This is a genomic window from Streptomyces sp. NPDC096012, assembly GCF_040426375.1.
Classification (GTDB): domain Bacteria; phylum Actinomycetota; class Actinomycetes; order Streptomycetales; family Streptomycetaceae; genus Streptomyces.
In genome coordinates this window covers 182,601-199,179 of record NZ_JBEOTD010000006.1, presented here as the reverse complement: position 1 = coordinate 199,179, position 16,579 = coordinate 182,601, and the positions used below count along the sequence as shown (strand labels likewise).

The window sequence follows — 16,579 nt, the reverse complement described above, 5'->3', positions numbered from 1 at the left end:
AACGCCGCTGAACACCCCCCTCCCGACGGTCCGTACGAGTGTGCGCGGGTGCCTGCACATCAGTGGCCCCGGATCAACTCCATACCCGCACAACCCCCTCACAGCGGAGCCGTACGATCACCTGCCTAACCTGCGGTAACCCCTGCCGCCCCGGGGGCCACCGCAGGTGCACGCACGCCAGAGGAGCCGCCCGTGTCCACCCCGTACCCGAACACCCCCGTCTCCTCCGGGGCCCCGGTCCACGCCACCGACTACGACGGCCGCCCGGTCCTGGTCGCCCCCGAGGTACGACGGCTGGACGGCGCCGTACGGGAGGCGTCGGTCCCCCCGTTCGCGCCCCCGGTCACCCACGGCTCCCTCGCCGACCTGCCGTACGACAACGCGGAGACGGCTCCCCACGCGGTCGTCCTCAGCCGCAAGCTGTCCGACGGGAGCTGGACGGACGTGACGGCCGCCGGGTTCGCCGAGCAGGTCCAGGCCGTGGCCAAGGGGCTGATCGCCGAAGGCCTGATGCCCGGCGACCGGATCGCCGTCATGGCCAACACGACCTACGAGTGGACCCTGCTCGACTTCGCCGCCTGGGCGGCCGGTCTGGTCACGGTCCCGGTGTATCCCACCTCCTCCGTCTTCCAGACCCGTTGGATCCTGCACGACTCCGGCGCCGTCGCCCTGGTCACGGAGACCGCCGCCCAGGCCGCCGCCATCGGCCCCGAACTCCCGCACCTGCCCGGGCTGCGCCACCTGTGGGTGATGGAGAAGGACCACGTGGCCCGGCTCGCCGACGCGGGCGACCCGGTGCCGGACGGCGAGATCGGCGTACGCCGGGGCATGATGGGCCCGGCCACGCTCGCCACGCTGATCTACACCTCGGGAACCACCGGCCGCCCCAAGGGCTGCGCCCTCTCGCACGGCAACTTCTTCGCCGAGGTCGACAACGCGATCGAACTCCTCCACCCGGTCTTCAAGGCGAAGGGCGACGAGCCGTCGGTCCTCCTCTTCCTCCCCATGTCCCACGTCTTCGGCCGGATGGTGGCCATCGCCTGCGTCCGCGCCCGGGTACGCCTCGGCCACGCCCCCAGCCTCGCCCCGGCCGACCTCCTGCCGGACCTGGCCGCGTTCCAGCCGACCTGCCTGCTGACGATCCCGTACATGCTGGAGAAGATCTACAACTCCGCGCGGGCCAAGGCGGAGGCGGGCGGTCGGGCGGCGGCCTTCGACCGGGCGGCGGCCGTGGCCGAGCGCTACGGCGAGGCGCTGGAGGCCCGTCAGACCGGCACCGGCCACGGACCGAGCCGGGCCCTGAAGACACAGCGCACCTTCTACGACCCGCTCGTCTACCGCAAGATGCGCGCCGCCATGGGCGGCCGCGTCCGGCACGCGATCTGCGGCGGCTCCCCGCTCGGCCGGCGCCTCGCCGCCTTCTACGCGGGCGCGGGCATCGAGATCTTCGAGGGCTACGGTCTCACCGAGACCACCGGCGCCGCCACGGTCACCCCGCCCCTCAAGCCCCGCCTGGGCACGGTCGGCTGGCCGATGCCCGGCACGCGCGTGCGGATCGCCGCGGACGGCGAGATCCTCCTGGCCGGGGACCACGTGCTGCGCGGCTACTGGGACCCGCAGGCGGGCGGCGTGGTCCCCGCGACCCGCGACGGCTGGCTGCCCACCGGCGACCTCGGCGCGCTGGACGACGAGGGCTACCTGACCATCACCGGCCGCAAGAAGGAACTGCTGATCACGGCGGGCGGCAAGTCGGTCGCCCCGGCCCCGCTGGAGAACTGGCTGCGCCAGCATCCGCTGATCTCCCAGGTGATGCTGGTGGGCGACGGCCTCCCCTACATCTCGGCCCTCATCACGCTCGACCCCGACGGCATCACGCACTGGCGCCAGATGATCGGCAAGCATCCCGTGCCGCCGGAACTCCTGATCGGCGACCCGGAGCTGACGGCGGTCCTGCAGCGGGCGGTGGACGAGGCGAACAGGCTGGTCTCCCGCCCCGAGTCCATCCGCCGCTTCGCCGTACTGCCGGTCGACTTCACCGAATGGTCGGGCCACCTCACCCCGTCGATGAAGCTCCGCCGCGACCAGATCCTGAGCGACTTCGCCACGCAGGTGTCGGCCCTGTACGAGCGGCACGAGGGGTCGGCACCCGCTCCTCGCTGATCCCACGTCGTCCGGACTCGGCGGGGCGTGGAGCGGGTTGCCGCCTGGGTCGGTCGCGGCCCGCACACGATCCTCGTACGGCCCTCGGACCCAGTCAATCCTTGGGTTCGCTCGCCAAACCCAAGGAGTAGCTTGGGTGTTGTGACTCTGGACGACCTCCGTGTGTTCGTGGCCGTGTGCCGGGCCGGCAGCCTCAGTTCGGTCGCCCGCGACCTCGGCTGCACCCAGTCCGCCGTCAGCCAGCACGTCAGACGGCTGGAGCGGGAGACCGGCGTGGCCCTGCTGGAACGCCGGCCGCGCGGAGTCGTCCCCACCCAGGCCGGGCGGCTCCTGGAGAACGCGGCGGCCGAGGGCATCTCCGGTCTCGACCTGGCCGTACGGCAGCTGCGCGACCTGCTCGACGGCCACAGCGGCCACGTCCGCGTCGCCACCGGCGCGACGACCGTCCGGCACTTCATGTCCGACGCGGTCGTCACCTTCCGCCGCCGCCACCCCCAGGTGAACCTGGAGTTCCGGACGGTCAGTTCGGGCCGGGGCACCTTCGACGCCCTCGCCGACGGCACCCTCGACCTCGCCTGGATCACCATCGGCCCGCCGGTGCGGGGCATCGAGCAGCGTACGGTCGTGGAGCTGCCGTGGCTCCTCGCCGTGCACGCCACCGACCCCCTGGCCGGCCGCCCGCACCTGGATCCCGCCGAACTGGCCGAGGTCCGGCTCATCCGCCTCCCGCCGAACTCCACGTCCGCCGCCCACCTGGACGCCGCGTGCGCCGAGCGGGGCGTCCGCTTCGCCTACGAGCCGAGCGTGGCCGACTGGGACACGGCACTGTTGCTCGCCGAGCTGGGCGTGGGGCGGGCGGTCGTACCCGCCGTACCCGGCCTGCCGGTCCCCGGCGAGAGCTCCCTGCGGCTGATCCCGCTGCCCGGCCTCCGTCCCCTCCCCGTCGGCTGGGCGGTCCGCCGCTGGGACGCGCTCAGCCCTCCGGCGCGGGCGTTCGCGGACACGGTCGTGGAGTGCCGGGTCGCCGCGCCCGCCTCGGGCTGAGCGGCAACTCCGCCCAGACGGTCTTGCCGACCTCCCTCGGCGTGACACCCCAGAGCGCGGCCAGCACCTGTACGACGACGAGACCCCGGCCGTGCTCGTCCAGCAGGCCCCCGTCCAGGAACCGCAGAGTGCGGTCGCCGCGGGCGTCGCTCACCTCGATACGCAGGGTGTCCCGGTCCCGGAGCAGGATCAGCCGCAGCTCGAAGTCCCGCCCGGGGACGCGACCGTGGGTGACGGCGTTGGCGGCGAGTTCGGCCACGACCAGCTGAGCGGCGTGACTGAGGTCGCCGTCGTGCGGATACCCCCAGCCGTCGAGCGCGCTACCGGTGAGCCGCCGGGCCAGCCGGGCACCGCGGGGCGTCGCGCTCAGCCGCTGGACGAGTTCGGCACTTCGGGGGGTGGAGATTCGTACGTTCACGTCACCGAGCGTGGCGGCGTCTCTCTACGCTGACCAGGGGCGACTCGGCGACTGTCCGTAGTCGTACGGGTGCGGTATGCCTGGAGTACGGGTGTCGGGAGGGTGGCGTGCTGGAGGAGCGGAGGCCGGAGACTCCGGCGGAGGCGAACGGGGCGGCGGCGGTCTTCGTCGTCATCGGCAAGCAGCTGAAGTTACTGAGGGAGAAGGCGGGGCTGGGACAGAAGGAGTTCGGCACCCTGGTGGGGTACGGCCCCGATCTGATCTCGGCCGTGGAGCGGGGGGTGCGGACGCCGAGGCCGGAGCTGTTGCGCAAGGCGGACGAAGTCCTCGACGCCGGCGGGCTGTTCACCGAGGTCATCTCTCAGGTCGAGGAGGCGATGAGCAGGGCTCGGACGCGGCATCCGGAGTGGTATCGGGGTTATGCGGCGCTGGAGGAGCAGGCCTCGGCCCTGCACGTCTACAGCAACCTGTTGGTGCCGGGGCTTCTTCAGACCGAGGGCTACGCCGAGGCGGTGTTCGCCCAGTGGCGACCATTGCTGAGTGAGGAGACGATCGCTAAGCGGGTGGCCGACCGAATGGCCCGCCAGCGGAAGTTCGACATCTGGCCATCCGCCACCTTCAGCTTCCTGCTGGATGAGAGTGTGCTGCTGCGCCCCCTGGGGGGCCGGGAGGTACAGGCGGACCAGCTCCAGAACCTGCTTCGAATCGGCAGCTTGCGGACTGTCGAGCTTCAGGTGATGCCGATGGAGCGCTCGGAACAGCCCAGCCTGGACGGACCGTTCAACCTACTGACGGTCCGCAAAGGAGGGCAGGTAGCGTACGTGGAGATCCACACGTATCCACGGCTCATCACCGACGCGGAAGAAGTGAGCGTCTTGGCCGAACGCTATGGGCTCCTCAGAGCGCAGGCCCTGCGTCCCAGTGAGTCGCTGGACCTGATTGAGAAACTGCGGGGACGGCTATGAGTAGTGTCGAACTCAGCTGGTTCAAGAGCAGCCACAGCAGTGGCGAGGGCGGCCAGTGCCTCGAACTGGCCTACACCTGGCGCAAGTCCACCTACAGCAGCGGCGGAGGCGGCGAGTGCGTAGAGGTCGCCCCCCACCCCACCGCCATCCACATCCGCGACTCGAAGCAGCCGGCCGCCGCTCACCTCACCGTCGCCCCCGCCGCCTGGTCGGCGTTCCTTCTGGGCGAGAAGGAACCGCGGGGCTGACTCGGCGTTCGGCGGCCGGGAAAACCTCGGCGTCGGTCATGGGGATGGACCGTGGCGGGCCGCACCGGCGCTCCGTTTAGGCTGCTGCTCTTGGCCAGAGCATCCAAACGGGGGGTAGTGGGCCGATGGACCGTGCGACGGACGTCTTCCAGCCACTTCAGGCGGACGATCCGCCGGTGGTGGCGGGGTACCGGCTCGCGGCCCGGCTGGGCGCCGGCGGCATGGGACGCGTCTACCTCTCGCACACCCAGGGCGGCCGTCCCGTGGCGATCAAGGTGGTGCGGCCGGAGCTGGCCGACGACCCGGACTTCCGGCGCCGGCTCGGCCGGGAGATCAAGGCGGCCCGGCGGGTGCGGGGGCGTACACCGCCGAGCTGATCGACGCGGACGCGGACGGCGTACCGCCGTGGCTGGCCACGCTGTACGTGCCGGGGCCGTCCCTCACGGAGGCCGTCGCACGGCGCGGGCCATTGCCGGTGCCCGCGGTGCTGTGGCTGATGGCGGGCGTGGCCGAGGCGCTGCAGGCCATCCACGCCGAGGGCATCGTGCACCGGGACCTGAAGCCGTCGAACGTGCTGCTGGCCGCCGACGGGCCGCGGTGATCGACTTCGGTATCGCGCTGGCGGCGGACGGGACGTCGTACACGGCGACGGGCAACACGATCGGCACGCCCGCGTACATGGCTCCGGAACATGCGTCCGGGGACGAGGTCACGGCGGCCACCGACGTCTTCGCGCTGGCTCAGACGGCGGCGTTCGCGGCGCTGGGCAGGCCGCTGTACGGCGAGGGCTCCGGAGTCAACCTGCTGTACCGGATCGTTCACTCCGAGCCCGATCTGTCCCCGCTGCCCGAGACGCTCCCTTCCTCGACGGGGAGCTGACGATCTGGCGCGGGGCCGCCTGACACGGCGGCTCCGAGGACGGCCGGGCGGCGGGGCGGGAACAGGCCGGCGAGGGCGAGCGGGACCGGCGGCCGGTGCCGCCGAGCGCGCCGACACGACCCGCCGTCAAACGCGGCTCACTCGTACGGGGCGCTGGTGCCGGGCACGGCCTTTGCCCCCGTCGTGCGGCGCACGGAGAGAATTCGCCGGGAATTCACATAAAGGGCCGGCCGCAAGGCCGCCGGAAGGTGCCGGAAAGGGGCCGGAAAAGGCAGGAGCCCCGTTGCCGTGAGGCGCGGGGCTCCTTGGGTACTGCTCTCAGGTTCTGCGATCAGGCAGTGATCAGACGGGGGTGACGTTCTCCGCCTGAGGACCCTTCGGGCCCTGCGTCACGTCGAAGCTAACGGCCTGGTTCTCCTCGAGGGAGCGGAAGCCGCTGGCGTTGATCGCGGAGTAGTGAACGAAGACGTCGGGGCCGCCGCCCTCCTGGGCGATGAAGCCAAAGCCCTTTTCGGCGTTGAACCACTTCACGGTTCCGGTAGCCATAAGCCCTCCTTGGGCCCAAAAGGGTTGCCCTGCTCCAGAACCTGCACGTGCGAAACGGTGCTGCACAACTGCATTCGTCTGAAAACGACGAGAGCCCGCGGTCACATGCTCCGCAGGCTCTGTACTGCAAGGGAAACCAAACTGCAACTTGCGGCGAGCCTAGCATGCAGGGACCCGAAAGCAATAGAGGCCAAGATCACTTCACCCGGATGTTTGAACGTTCGCTAGCCCGTCCGGCGGTGGGGTCGGTCCGCGCGCGCCACCGCACGGGGTCTAGCCTCGCGATGTGGACAATTCCCGCACCCGGCCGCGCGTCGGCCACATCCAGTTCCTGAACTGCCTGCCCCTCTACTGGGGGCTCGCGAGAACCGGCACGCTCCTCGACTTCGAGCTGACCAAGGACACCCCGGAGAAGCTCAGCGAGCAGCTGGTGCGCGGCGATCTCGACATCGGGCCCATCACCCTGGTCGAGTTCCTCAAGCACGCGGACGAGCTGGTCGCCTTCCCGGACATCGCCGTCGGCTGCGACGGCCCGGTGATGTCCTGCGTGATCGTCTCCCAGGTGCCCCTCGACCGGCTGGACGGCGCCCGGGTCGCCCTCGGCTCGACCTCCCGCACCTCGGTCCGGCTGGCCCAGCTCCTGCTGGCCGACCGCTACGGCGTGCGGCCCGACTACTACACCTGCCCGCCCGACCTCAGCCTGATGATGCAGGAGGCGGAGGCCGCCGTACTCATCGGCGACGCCGCCCTGCGCGCGAACCTCCTGGACGGGCCGCGCTACGGCCTCCAGGTGCACGACCTCGGCGCGCTCTGGAAGGAGTGGACCGGCCTGCCGTTCGTCTTCGCGGTCTGGGCGGCCCGCCGCGACTACCTGGAGCGCGAGTCGGCCATCACCGGGCAGGTCCACGAGGCCTTCCTCGCCTCCCGCGACCTCTCCCTGGAGGAGGTCGGCAAGGTCGCCGAACAGGCCGCCCGCTGGGAGGCGTTCGACGAGGCGACCCTGGCGCAGTACTTCACCACCCTCGACTTCAGCTTCGGCCCCTCGCAGCTGGCGGCCGTCGCCGAGTTCGCCCGCCGGGTCGGCCCGACGACCGGCTTCCCCGCGGACGTGAAGGTGGACCTGCTGCGGCCCTGATGGCGAGTCACTAGGCTGCTGCGCACAAGGCGTTGGGGGGAGAGTGCGCCATGCAGCCGCTGGAAGCCGACGAGCCGGCCGGCATCGGGCCCTACCGGCTGCTCGGCCGGCTGGGCTCCGGCGGCATGGGCCGGGTCTATCTGGGCCGCAGTGCGGGGGGCCGCACGGTCGCCGTGAAGATCGTGCACCCGCACTTCGCCCGGGACGAGGAGTTCCGCGCCCGCTTCCGGCGCGAGGTGGCGGCCGCACGCCGGGTCGGCGGTGCCTGGACCGCGCCCGTGCTGGACGCGGACCCGGACGCGCCGGTCCCCTGGGTCGCCACCGCCTACGCGGCCGGCCCGTCCCTCGCGGCGGCCGTCACCGGCGGCGGCCCACTGCCCGCGCACACCGTACGGGCCCTGGGCGCGGGCCTCGCCGAGGCGCTGACGGCGGTGCACGAACTGGGTCTCGTCCACCGCGACGTGAAGCCGTCCAACGTCCTGCTGACCCTGGACGGCCCCCTGCTGATCGACTTCGGCATCGCCCGGGCCATGGCCGCGACGGCGTCCCTGACCTCCACCGGCGTCTCCATCGGGTCGCCGGGCTACATGTCGCCGGAGCAGGTCCTCGGCAGGGGCGTCAGCGGCGCCGCCGACGTCTTCTCCCTCGGCGCCGTCCTCGCCTGCGCGGCTCTCGGTGAACCGCCCTTCCGGGGCGACTCCTCCGCTGCCCTGCTCTACAAGGTCGTCCACGAGGAGCCCGAACTCGGCTCCCTCGACGGTGAGATGCGAGAGCTGGTGGCGGCCTGCCTCGCCAAGGACCCGGCGGCCCGGCCCGCCCCCGCCGAGCTGGCCCGACGACTCGCCCCGGAAGGCACCGCCCGCCTGATCGCGGGCGGCTGGCTGCCCGGCCCACTGGTGGAACAGGTCAGCCGCAGCGCCGTACATCTCCTCAACCTGGACACGAGCGAGCCGCCCCACTCGGGCCCGGTGGACTTCAGCGGCCTGTCGATCGCCGTGGGGGAGCGAGGCGCCGACGGCAGGGGGGAGCCGGGGCCGGGCGCCGCGGAGGCGGCGGGGCCGGGCGCTGCGGAGGCGGCGGGGGCCGACCTCGCCGGGCCGGCCGGGCCGGACAGTTCGGGGCGGTCCGGGCCCGACAGCGCGCGGGGGTCCGGGCCCGACAGCGCGGGGAGCGCCGGATCCGCCGGACGCGTCGCGCCGGCGTGGGCCGGTGTGTTCGGCCCGGCACCCGTCATGCCGACGGGCGCGCCGGTGACGGCCCCGTCCGGAACGGCCGCCGACACCGCTTCGGGGGTGGCCGGAGCCGATCCCGGGTCTGCGGCCGGGAGGGCTTCCGGGTCCGGGTCCGCGACCGGGGGGCCTTCCGGGTCCGGGGCCGGGAGGGCTTCCGGGTCTGCGGCCGGAATCGGCCCCGGGGCGGCCGCCGAAACCGCTTCGGGGGTGGCCCGGGCCGATTCCGGGTCCCCAGCCGGGGTGCCTTCCGGGTCTGCGGCCGGAACCGGCCCCGGGGCGGACGCCGCAGCCGCCTCCGGGGCGTCGGCGGGTGTGCCCGTGCCGTGGGATGTGCCGCCTCCCGGCCGCGTCTCCCTCAGCGTGGCCGCGGCCTCCGGGCCCGTGGAAGGCGACCGTGGGCGCCGGCTGAGCTGCACGGTGGCGGTGGCCGTCGCCGGGGCGCTGGCCGTGGCCACCCTGGGGCTCGGCATGCTGATGCGGCCGTGGTTCCAGGCGGGCGGCGACGACACCCAGGCGGGAAGCGGCTCCGCCTACTCCTCGACCCCGACCTCGGGCGGCACCGCCCGTTCGTCGGACCCGACCTCGGGGGGCGCCGCCCAATCCCCGGCACCGACCGCCTCCGACGGCAGTCCCGGAGGGAAGGACGACCAGCCGGGCGCCGTTCCGGCCCGCTACCTCGGTACCTGGGAGGGGCAGGCCACCGGTCTCGGCGGCGCCCTCCCCATGGGCACCTTCCGGCTCACCGTGCGGCAGGCGCGCGTGGGCCAGGAGATGGGGCGACTGCGGCAGACCGACCAGATCGGCGCCGTCTGCGACGACACGCTCCTCCTGAAGAAGGTGACCGGGACCCGGATCCTCGCGACCTCGGTGGGCGCCCCCGGCAACCACGCCGGTTGCAACCCCTCCCCGCACCAGGTGGAGTTGACACCGGTCGGCCACGATCTGCGGTACACATCGGACAGTTCGGACGAAGGCAAACCGGTTTCGCGGATGTCGAGGGTCCACTAGCGACGGCGGGGGTGCGGCGATGCCGAGTGGAGGCGTGACCCGATGAGCACGGTCGAGACGAGCACGAGCCTGCTGGTGACCGTCGCCGGGCTGTGGGGCGCGCTGGCCGGAGCCCTGCTGCCGCGCGCCGCCCTCCGGTTCGCCGTACCGACGGGCGAGCCCTGGCGGGACCGGTGCCCGGCCGGTCACCCGATCCGGGGATGGCTGGGTGGCACGCGGTGCGGTGCGTGCGCGGACGGCGCGGCGGATGGTGGAGCGGAGGCCGAGACGGGGGGTGCCGCGGAGGCTGACGTGAACGGTGCCGCCGACGCTGACGCGAACGGTGCCGCGGAGGCCGACGCGGGGGGTGCCGCGGATGGCGGCGCGGAGGCCGACGCTGGGGGTGCCGTGGGGGGTGCTGCGGATGGCGGCGTGGAGGCCGACGCTGGGGGTGCCGTGGGGGGTGCCGCGGATGGCGGCGCGGAGGCCGACGCTGGGGGTGCCGTGGGGGGTGCTGCGGATGGCGGCGTGGAAGTTGACGCGCACGGTGCCGCGGAAGTCGACGTGCACGGCGGCACGCACGCCGGCGCCGGCCTTCGGCGTAGCGCGCCTTCCGCGCCGTACCGCGACAGCCTCAGCACGCCGTACGGCACCACCCCGCTCCTGCCGGCCGCCGTCACCGCACTCATCTGCGCCGCGCTCGCCGCCGCCACCGGCACCCGGCCCGAGCTGGCGGTCTGGCTGCTGCTCGCGCCGGTCGGCGTCCTGCTGGCCGTGGTGGACGTCCGGGTGCAGCGGCTGCCCGACCCGCTGACCCTGCCGCTCGCCGCGGCCGCGCTCGCACTGCTGGGCCTCGCCGCGCTGCTGCCCGAGCACGCCGGGCACTGGCTCACCGCGCTCTACGGCGCCCTCGCCCTCGGCGCCGGCTATTACGTCCTGTTCCGCGTCAACCCGGCGGGCATGGGCTTCGGCGACGTGAAACTGGCCGTGGGCGCGGGCGCCGTACTCGGCTGGTACGGCTGGTCCACCGTCCTGCTCGGCACCTTCGCCGGGTTCCTGCTCGGCGCCCTCTACGGCGGCGCGCTCGTCGTCGTCCGGCGGGCGGGCCGTAAGACGGCGATCCCGTTCGGCCCGTTCCTGCTGGCCGGTGCCCTCGCCGGGCTGCTGGTCGGCGCGTACACGGCCTGACGTCTTCGGTGCGAAACGGCTGGCGTAGGCTGGTTCGGTCCGTCCACACCCCTTGACGAAAGGGACGCCCTGGTGACAGAGCAGGCCGACCTCCAGTCTGTCCTCGACCGTGCCGCAGCCGGTGGGCGGATCACCCCGGAAGAGGCACTCGTCCTCTACCGCGACGCGCCCCTGCACGCCCTGGGCGCCGCCGCCGACGCCGTACGCCGCCGCATGTACGCGGGCACCGAGCACATCGCGACGTACATCATCGAGCGCAACATCAACTACACGAACGTGTGCGTCACGGCGTGCAAGTTCTGCGCCTTCTACGCGGCCCCCAAGGACACCGCGAAGGGCTGGACCCGCGACCTCGACGACATCCTGCGCCGGTGCGCGGAGACCGTCGAACTGGGCGGCACCCAGATCATGTTCCAGGGCGGCCACCACCCGGACTACGGCGTCGAGTACTACGAGAAGCACTTCAAGGCCATCAAGGACGCCTTCCCGCAGCTGGTGATCCACTCGCTGGGCGCCTCCGAGGTCGAGCACATGGCCCGGATCTCCGGTGTGTCGGTCGAGGAGGCCATCACCCGCATCCACGAGGCCGGTCTGGACTCCTTCGCCGGCGCCGGTGCGGAACTGCTCCCCGAGCGGCCCCGCAAGGCCATCGCCCCGCTGAAGGAGAGCGGCGAGCGCTGGCTGGAGATCATGGAGGCCGCGCACCGGCTCGGCGTGGAGTCCACCTCCACCATGCTCATGGGCACGGGCGAGACCAACGCCGAGCGCATCGAGCACCTGCGCATGATCCGGGACGTACAGGACCGCACGGGCGGCTTCCGCGCCTTCATCCCGTACACCTACCAGCCCGAGAACAACCACCTGAAGGGCCGCACCCAGGCCACGATCTTCGAGTATCTGCGGATGATCGCGATCAGCCGCCTCTTCCTCGACAACGTCCGGCACATCCAGGGCTCCTGGCTCACCACCGGCAAGGAGGTCGGCCAGCTCTCCCTGCACTACGGCGCGGACGACCTCGGCTCGATCATGCTGGAGGAGAACGTGGTCTCCTCGGCCGGCGCCAAGCACCGCTCCAACCGCCTGGAGATCATCGACCTGATCCGCAAGGCGGGCCGGGTACCGGCGCAGCGCGCGACGACGTACGAGCACCTCGTCGTGCACGACGACCCGGCGAACGACCCCGTCGACGACCGCGTGGTCTCCCACATCTCCTCCACGGCGATCGAGGGCGGCACGGCCCACCCCGAACTGAAGCTGCTCGTGTCCGACTGAGCCGACGGTGCTGACGATCCACGCCGCCCCACTGGTCCTGCCGGTGGGCACGGCACCCGTGGCGGACGGAGCGGTCCTGGTGGACGGCGACCGGATCACGGCGGTCGGGCCGTACGAGCAGGTCGCCGCCGGTGCGCCGGGCGCGCGGACGCGGCGCTGGCCGGGCGTGCTCACACCCGGGCTGCGCCAGTGGCACCCGCTGTGGCTGCTGCGCCAGTGCTACCACCCCGACCCGCGCGAGGCCGGCGAACTCGGTGAACTGCCCCTGTGGGGCGAGCGGTTGGCCGCACTGGGCGACCTCACCGAGACCCGCTGGGCGGGCAGCGTCCGGCGCGGTCTGCAGCGGATGCTCCGCTACGGCACGACCGCGGTCGCCTCACCCGGAGGCCGTTTCCCCGATCCGCTGGTGGCCACGGCCGTCGCCCGGTCCGGGCTGGCCGTCGTGGGGATCACGGGCGCCCCCGGCGGCATGCCGCTCGGCGAACGGCCCGGCCTCGACCCGTTCGCCGAGGGGTACGACCTGCCCGGCACCGTCCACGGCCCCCTGACCGTCGGCGGCCGGGCCGACCTGGCCGTGTTCGACGTACCCGACGAGCCGACCCTGCGTGAGCGCGGCGGGTCGACCTGCGTGGCGACCGTACTGGCCGGCCGCCTGGTGTACCGGGGCCGCTGACCGGTTGGTGTACGGGGTCTGCCGGCCGGTCGCTGTACGGGGCTCGCTGGCCGGGTTGCGTACCGGGCTCGCCGACCGGGTTGCGTGCGGGGCTTGCTGAACGCGTTGTGTGCGGGGCTTGCTGACCGGTTGGTGGCCGGGGCTCGCTGGCCGGTTGGGGGCGGGTGCGGCGGACCGGTTGGTGTCGGCGGCGGTGCGCCGGCCGGGCGCGGCTCACCGGTTGGTGTCGGCGGCGGTCCGCCGGCCGAGGACGGTGCGGCGCGCGCGGGCAGCCGGCGCTCCGGTGCCGAGACCGTGCTGCAACAATGGCCGGGTGACCCGCGCTTCCCTGAACAAGCAGCCGCACGAAGTCGCCTCGATGTTCGACGACGTGGCGGAACGGTACGACCTGACGAACGACGTGCTGTCGCTCGGCCAGGACCGGCGCTGGCGCAAGGAGGTGGCGCAGGCGGTCGACGCGCGCCCCGCGCAGAAGATCCTCGACCTCGCGGCGGGCACGGCCACCTCCTCGCTGCCCTTCGCCCGGTCGGGCGCGTACGTCGTCCCCTGCGACTTCTCCCTCGGCATGCTGCAGGTCGGCAAGAAGAGGCACACCTGGCTGCCGTTCACGGCGGGCGACGCGACCAGGCTGCCGTTCAAGGACGACACCTTCGACGCCGTCACGATCTCCTTCGGGCTGCGCAACGTCCAGGACACCGACGAGGCCCTGCGGGAGATGCTTCGCGTGACCCGGCCCGGCGGGCGCGTGGTGATCTGCGAGTTCTCGCACCCCACGTGGGCGCCCTTCCGGACCGTCTACACCGAGTACCTGATGCGGGCCCTGCCGCCGGTGGCGCGCGCGGTCTCCTCGAACCCGGACGCCTACGTCTACCTCGCCGAGTCCATCCGTTCCTGGCCCGACCAGCCCGCCCTCGCCGAACGGCTGCGCAAGGCGGGCTGGTCGAAGGTGGCGTGGCGCAACCTCACCGGCGGTGTGGTCGCCCTGCACCGCGGCTTCAAGGAGAGCTGAACCCCGGCCGGCGACCCACCGGTCCCGGCGGTCTCCGCGGGCCGAGCGGACTCCGGTGTCCCTGCGGTCTCAGCGGTCCCGAGACTCCGTGGCCCCAGCGGTCCCGAGACTCCGTGGTCCCAGCGGTTCCGAGACTCCGTGGTCCCAGCGGCTCCGTGACCTCTGCGGTCCCAGCGGACTCCGGGGTCTCACCGGTCGATCATCTCGAAGGCGTCTCCCGCTTCCCCGAGTTCCCGCCGGAGGCCGCCGCTCGGCGGACGCGGGATGCGCGGTTCGCGCACGCCCCCGCCGCCCTCGCCCTCACCGAAGTCGAACCACACGTACACCATCGAGTCCGGCGGCACCTCGGCGCCGGGCTGCGGAGACTGGCGTACGACGTAGTCGACGACCGTGTGGAGGAAGTCCGGGCGGTCCGGCGCGTTGAGGAACAGGCCCTGCGCCCGGGCCGTTTCGCGTGCGTCCACGGCCATCAGTCCGACCAGCCGTGGAACACGCACTTCGGGTTTTTTGGGTGTTATACGCACAAATGTCACCCCCAGCGGTACTGGAAGGGTAACCCCCCGCGCGCCCCACCCGGAAGGCGCCGGTATCATTCTGTAACAGACGGCTACTCAGCGTCACTCAGGGTGAGTCGGTAGCAGAGCGCCGGCTCCCCGAGCGTCGGGTGCTCGTACGTCTCCGCCGGCTCCATGCCGAGCCGCCGGATCACCGCGATCGACCGCTCGTTGCCCGGCCGGACCATCGCCACCACACCCGGCACCCCGGCCGCCCGCACCCGCCGGAGCGTCTCCAGCGCCGCGGCGGTGACGTACCCCCTGCCCCAGTACGCCCGCCCGAGCCGCCAGCCGATCTCCGTCTCGCCGACCGGCCCCCAGTCCGGCCGCCAGGGCTGCGCGCCGGTGAAGCCCATGACCTCACCGGCCTCGTCCAGCATCGTCCACAGGCAGAAGCCGTGCTCCGCGTCGTGCCGCCGCTGGCGCGCGGTGAGTTCCTCGTAGACCGACAGCGCGGCGGACCGGCCGCCGTAGAACTCCATGACCTCGGGGTCGTCGAAGACTCGGTGCCAGGCGACCGCGTCCTCGTGGGTGGGAACGCGCAGCCGTACCGCGGGCAGAGGTCTGTTCACAAGGCAGCCCTTCAGGCGGGTGATCAATTCTGCTGAATAGACTGCCCATGTCCAGTGCCGGTCGGCACGCATATTTCGAACCTTGGGGAGAACCCGCCGTGACCGAGCCCCTCTCCGACAACACCGCCGATGTGATCGTCGTGGGCGCGGGGCCAGCCGGCTCCACGACCGCGTATTACCTCGCCAAGGCCGGCCTCGACGTCCTGCTCCTGGAGAAGACCGAGTTCCCGCGCGAGAAGGTCTGCGGCGACGGCCTCACCCCTCGCGCGGTCAAGCAGCTCGTCGCCATGGGCATCGACATCTCCGAGGAGGCCGGCTGGCTGCGCAACAAGGGCCTGCGCATCGTCGGCGGCGGTGTCCGGCTCCAGCTCGACTGGCCGGATCTCGCCTCTTTCCCGGACTACGGACTGGTCCGCAAGCGCGACGACTTCGACGAGCAGCTCGCCCAGAACGCCCAGAAGGCCGGCGCCCGCCTGTACGAGCGCTGCAACGTCGGTGCCCCGATCGTCGACGACCGCACCGGCCGCATCACCGGCGTGACCGCCAAACTCGGCGAGGACAAGCGCGAGGTCACCTTCCACGCGCCGCTCGTCGTCGCCGCCGACGGCAACTCCACCCGCCTGTCCCTCGCCATGGGCCTGCACCGCCGCGAGGACCGCCCCATGGGCGTCGCCGTGCGCACGTACTTCACCTCGCCCCGGCACGAGGACGACTACCTGGAGGCCTGGCTGGAACTGTGGGACCGCCGCGGCCCCCAGGACCGCCTGCTGCCCGGCTACGGCTGGATCTTCGGCATGGGCGACGGCACCTCGAACGTCGGCCTCGGCGTGCTCAACACCTCGGACTCCTTCAAGGAACTGGACTGGCGCGAGGTCCTGAAGGCCTGGTGCGCGTCCATGCCCGAGGACTGGGGCTACACCCCGGAGAACATGACCGGCCCCATCCGCGGCGCCGCCCTGCCCATGGCCTTCAACCGCCAGCCCCACTACACGAAGGGCCTGCTGCTCGTCGGCGACGCCGGCGGCCTGGTGAACCCCTTCAACGGCGAGGGCATCGCCTACGCCATGGAATCCGGCCAGATCGCCGCCGACGTCATCGTCCAGGCCCACGCGCGGGCCACGCCCGCACAGCGCGAGATCGCCCTGCAGCGGTACCCGCAGGTCCTCAAGGACACCTACGGCGGCTACTACACCCTCGGCCGCGCCTTCGTGAAGCTCATCGGCAACCCGAAGATCATGCGGATCGCCACCCAGCGGGGCCTGACGCACCCGATGCTGATGAAGTTCGTCCAGAAGCTCCTCGCGAACCTCACCGATCCCACGGGCGGCGACGCCATGGACCGGATCATCAACGGCCTGAGCAAGGTGGCCCCGAAGGCCTGAGCGAGACATCCCGATGGCCTGAGCGAGACACCCCGAAGGCCGAGCCGGGTTCAGGCCTGGCTCGGCGAAGGCCTGAGCGAGACATCCCGATGGCCTGAGCAAGACACCCCGAAGGCCGAGCCCGGCTCAGGCGTGGCTCGGCGAAGGCCTGAGACCGGCTCAGGGCGGGCTGGGGGCCGGCTCAGGACCGGGGCCCAGGGCGGACTCGGGGCCGGCTCAGGACGGGGCTCAGGGCCCGGTCTCGGCGGTCCGGCGGGCGTGACCTCACCCCGCTGGGTCGCCGTCTGCTGCCGGGCGTCCTTTTTCTCCCGCTTC

Annotated in this window: 15 protein-coding genes and 1 pseudogene; 12 read left to right on the top strand and 4 right to left on the bottom strand. The window is 72.5% G+C overall.

All coding sequences use genetic code 11. The features are described from left to right. Positions 1 to 192 precede the first annotated feature (192 nt). Together ABVB68_RS09435 and ABVB68_RS09430 are read left to right on the top strand one after the other, a co-directional pair. Entirely contained in the window at positions 193 to 2,160 is a 1,968-nt protein-coding gene (locus tag ABVB68_RS09435; RefSeq protein WP_503006053.1) for an AMP-dependent synthetase/ligase, read from the top strand. Positions 2,161 to 2,301: 141 nt separating this feature from the next. Further along, positions 2,302 to 3,204 carry a LysR family transcriptional regulator gene (locus ABVB68_RS09430; RefSeq protein ID WP_353600489.1) on the top strand — a complete coding sequence of 301 codons (903 nt, stop codon included), beginning with the start codon at positions 2,302 to 2,304 and terminating at the stop codon, positions 3,202 to 3,204. On the opposite strand, the gene ABVB68_RS09425 is transcribed toward ABVB68_RS09430, so the two are convergent. After that, positions 3,134 to 3,622 (bottom strand): ATP-binding protein, encoded by a 489-nt coding sequence (locus tag ABVB68_RS09425; protein ID WP_353600421.1) that lies wholly within the window; start codon positions 3,620 to 3,622, stop codon positions 3,134 to 3,136. The genes ABVB68_RS09430 and ABVB68_RS09425 overlap by 71 nt on opposite strands. 110 nt (positions 3,623 to 3,732) lie before the next feature. Between ABVB68_RS09425 and ABVB68_RS09420 the strand changes: the two genes are divergently transcribed. The 3 genes and pseudogenes from ABVB68_RS09420 to ABVB68_RS09410 all read left to right on the top strand — a co-directional run. Further along, positions 3,733 to 4,587, top strand: coding sequence for a helix-turn-helix domain-containing protein (locus ABVB68_RS09420; protein WP_353600488.1), 855 nt, complete (start codon positions 3,733 to 3,735; stop codon positions 4,585 to 4,587). Continuing rightward, the gene (locus ABVB68_RS09415) at positions 4,584 to 4,835 is read left to right on the top strand and encodes a DUF397 domain-containing protein (RefSeq protein ID WP_353600420.1); all 252 of its coding nucleotides are present in this window, start codon (positions 4,584 to 4,586) and stop codon (positions 4,833 to 4,835) included. Before ABVB68_RS09420 ends, ABVB68_RS09415 begins: the two co-directional genes overlap by 4 nt. A 125-nt stretch (positions 4,836 to 4,960) precedes the next feature. Further along, a pseudogene (locus ABVB68_RS09410) lies at positions 4,961 to 5,693 on the top strand (serine/threonine-protein kinase); the annotation flags it as partial. A gap of 363 nt (positions 5,694 to 6,056) precedes the next feature. Here the strand turns inward: ABVB68_RS09410 and ABVB68_RS09405 are convergent. After that, on the bottom strand, positions 6,057 to 6,260 hold the full coding sequence (locus ABVB68_RS09405; protein WP_003998944.1) for a cold-shock protein: 204 nt from the start codon (positions 6,258 to 6,260) through the stop codon (positions 6,057 to 6,059). A 286-nt stretch (positions 6,261 to 6,546) separates the two neighbouring features. Here ABVB68_RS09405 and ABVB68_RS09400 point away from each other — a divergent pair, with 286 nt between their 5' ends. The 6 genes from ABVB68_RS09400 (at position 6,547) to ABVB68_RS09370 (ending at position 13,756) form a co-directional block, all read left to right on the top strand. Next, the gene (locus ABVB68_RS09400; RefSeq protein ID WP_353600419.1) at positions 6,547 to 7,395 is read left to right on the top strand and encodes a menaquinone biosynthetic enzyme MqnA/MqnD family protein; all 849 of its coding nucleotides are present in this window, start codon (positions 6,547 to 6,549) and stop codon (positions 7,393 to 7,395) included. Positions 7,396 to 7,445: 50 nt separating this feature from the next. Next, positions 7,446 to 9,635 carry a serine/threonine-protein kinase gene (locus ABVB68_RS09395; protein ID WP_353600418.1) on the top strand — a complete coding sequence of 730 codons (2,190 nt, stop codon included), beginning with the start codon at positions 7,446 to 7,448 and terminating at the stop codon, positions 9,633 to 9,635. A 435-nt stretch (positions 9,636 to 10,070) separates the two neighbouring features. Then, positions 10,071 to 10,802, top strand: coding sequence for a prepilin peptidase (locus ABVB68_RS09385; protein WP_503006055.1), 732 nt, complete (start codon positions 10,071 to 10,073; stop codon positions 10,800 to 10,802). 72 nt (positions 10,803 to 10,874) lie between these two features. Then, on the top strand, positions 10,875 to 12,074 hold the full coding sequence (mqnC, locus tag ABVB68_RS09380) for a cyclic dehypoxanthinyl futalosine synthase (RefSeq protein WP_353600417.1): 1,200 nt from the start codon (positions 10,875 to 10,877) through the stop codon (positions 12,072 to 12,074). A 7-nt stretch (positions 12,075 to 12,081) separates the two neighbouring features. Then, on the top strand, positions 12,082 to 12,747 hold the full coding sequence (locus ABVB68_RS09375) for an amidohydrolase family protein (protein WP_353600416.1): 666 nt from the start codon (positions 12,082 to 12,084) through the stop codon (positions 12,745 to 12,747). Between the two features lie 313 nt (positions 12,748 to 13,060). Further along, entirely contained in the window at positions 13,061 to 13,756 is a 696-nt protein-coding gene (locus ABVB68_RS09370) for a demethylmenaquinone methyltransferase (RefSeq protein WP_353600415.1), read from the top strand. A 188-nt stretch (positions 13,757 to 13,944) separates the two neighbouring features. Here the strand turns inward: ABVB68_RS09370 and ABVB68_RS09365 are convergent, their stop codons facing one another. Together ABVB68_RS09365 and ABVB68_RS09360 are read right to left on the bottom strand one after the other, a co-directional pair. Further along, positions 13,945 to 14,253, bottom strand: a complete 309-nt coding sequence (locus ABVB68_RS09365; protein ID WP_353600414.1) for a PASTA domain-containing protein — start codon at positions 14,251 to 14,253, stop codon at positions 13,945 to 13,947. A 110-nt stretch (positions 14,254 to 14,363) separates the two neighbouring features. Further along, positions 14,364 to 14,882: a GNAT family N-acetyltransferase gene (locus ABVB68_RS09360; protein WP_353600413.1), complete on the bottom strand. Its 519-nt coding sequence runs from the start codon at positions 14,880 to 14,882 to the stop codon at positions 14,364 to 14,366. Positions 14,883 to 14,929: 47 nt separating this feature from the next. On the opposite strand from ABVB68_RS09360, the gene ABVB68_RS09355 reads away from it, so the two are divergent. Further along, the gene (locus tag ABVB68_RS09355; RefSeq protein WP_353600412.1) at positions 14,930 to 16,264 is read left to right on the top strand and encodes a geranylgeranyl reductase family protein; all 1,335 of its coding nucleotides are present in this window, start codon (positions 14,930 to 14,932) and stop codon (positions 16,262 to 16,264) included. The last annotated feature ends 315 nt before the right edge of the window (positions 16,265 to 16,579 follow it).

Coding starts and splice junctions, on each gene's coding strand:
- ABVB68_RS09415 (WP_353600420.1), top strand. CDS start 4,584: ATGAGTAGTGTCGAACTCAGCTGGTTCAAGAGCAGCCACAGCAGTGGC.
- ABVB68_RS09405 (WP_003998944.1), bottom strand. CDS start 6,260: ATGGCTACCGGAACCGTGAAGTGGTTCAACGCCGAAAAGGGCTTTGGC.
- ABVB68_RS09395 (WP_353600418.1), top strand. CDS start 7,446: ATGCAGCCGCTGGAAGCCGACGAGCCGGCCGGCATCGGGCCCTACCGG.
- ABVB68_RS09355 (WP_353600412.1), top strand. CDS start 14,930: ATGTCCAGTGCCGGTCGGCACGCATATTTCGAACCTTGGGGAGAACCC.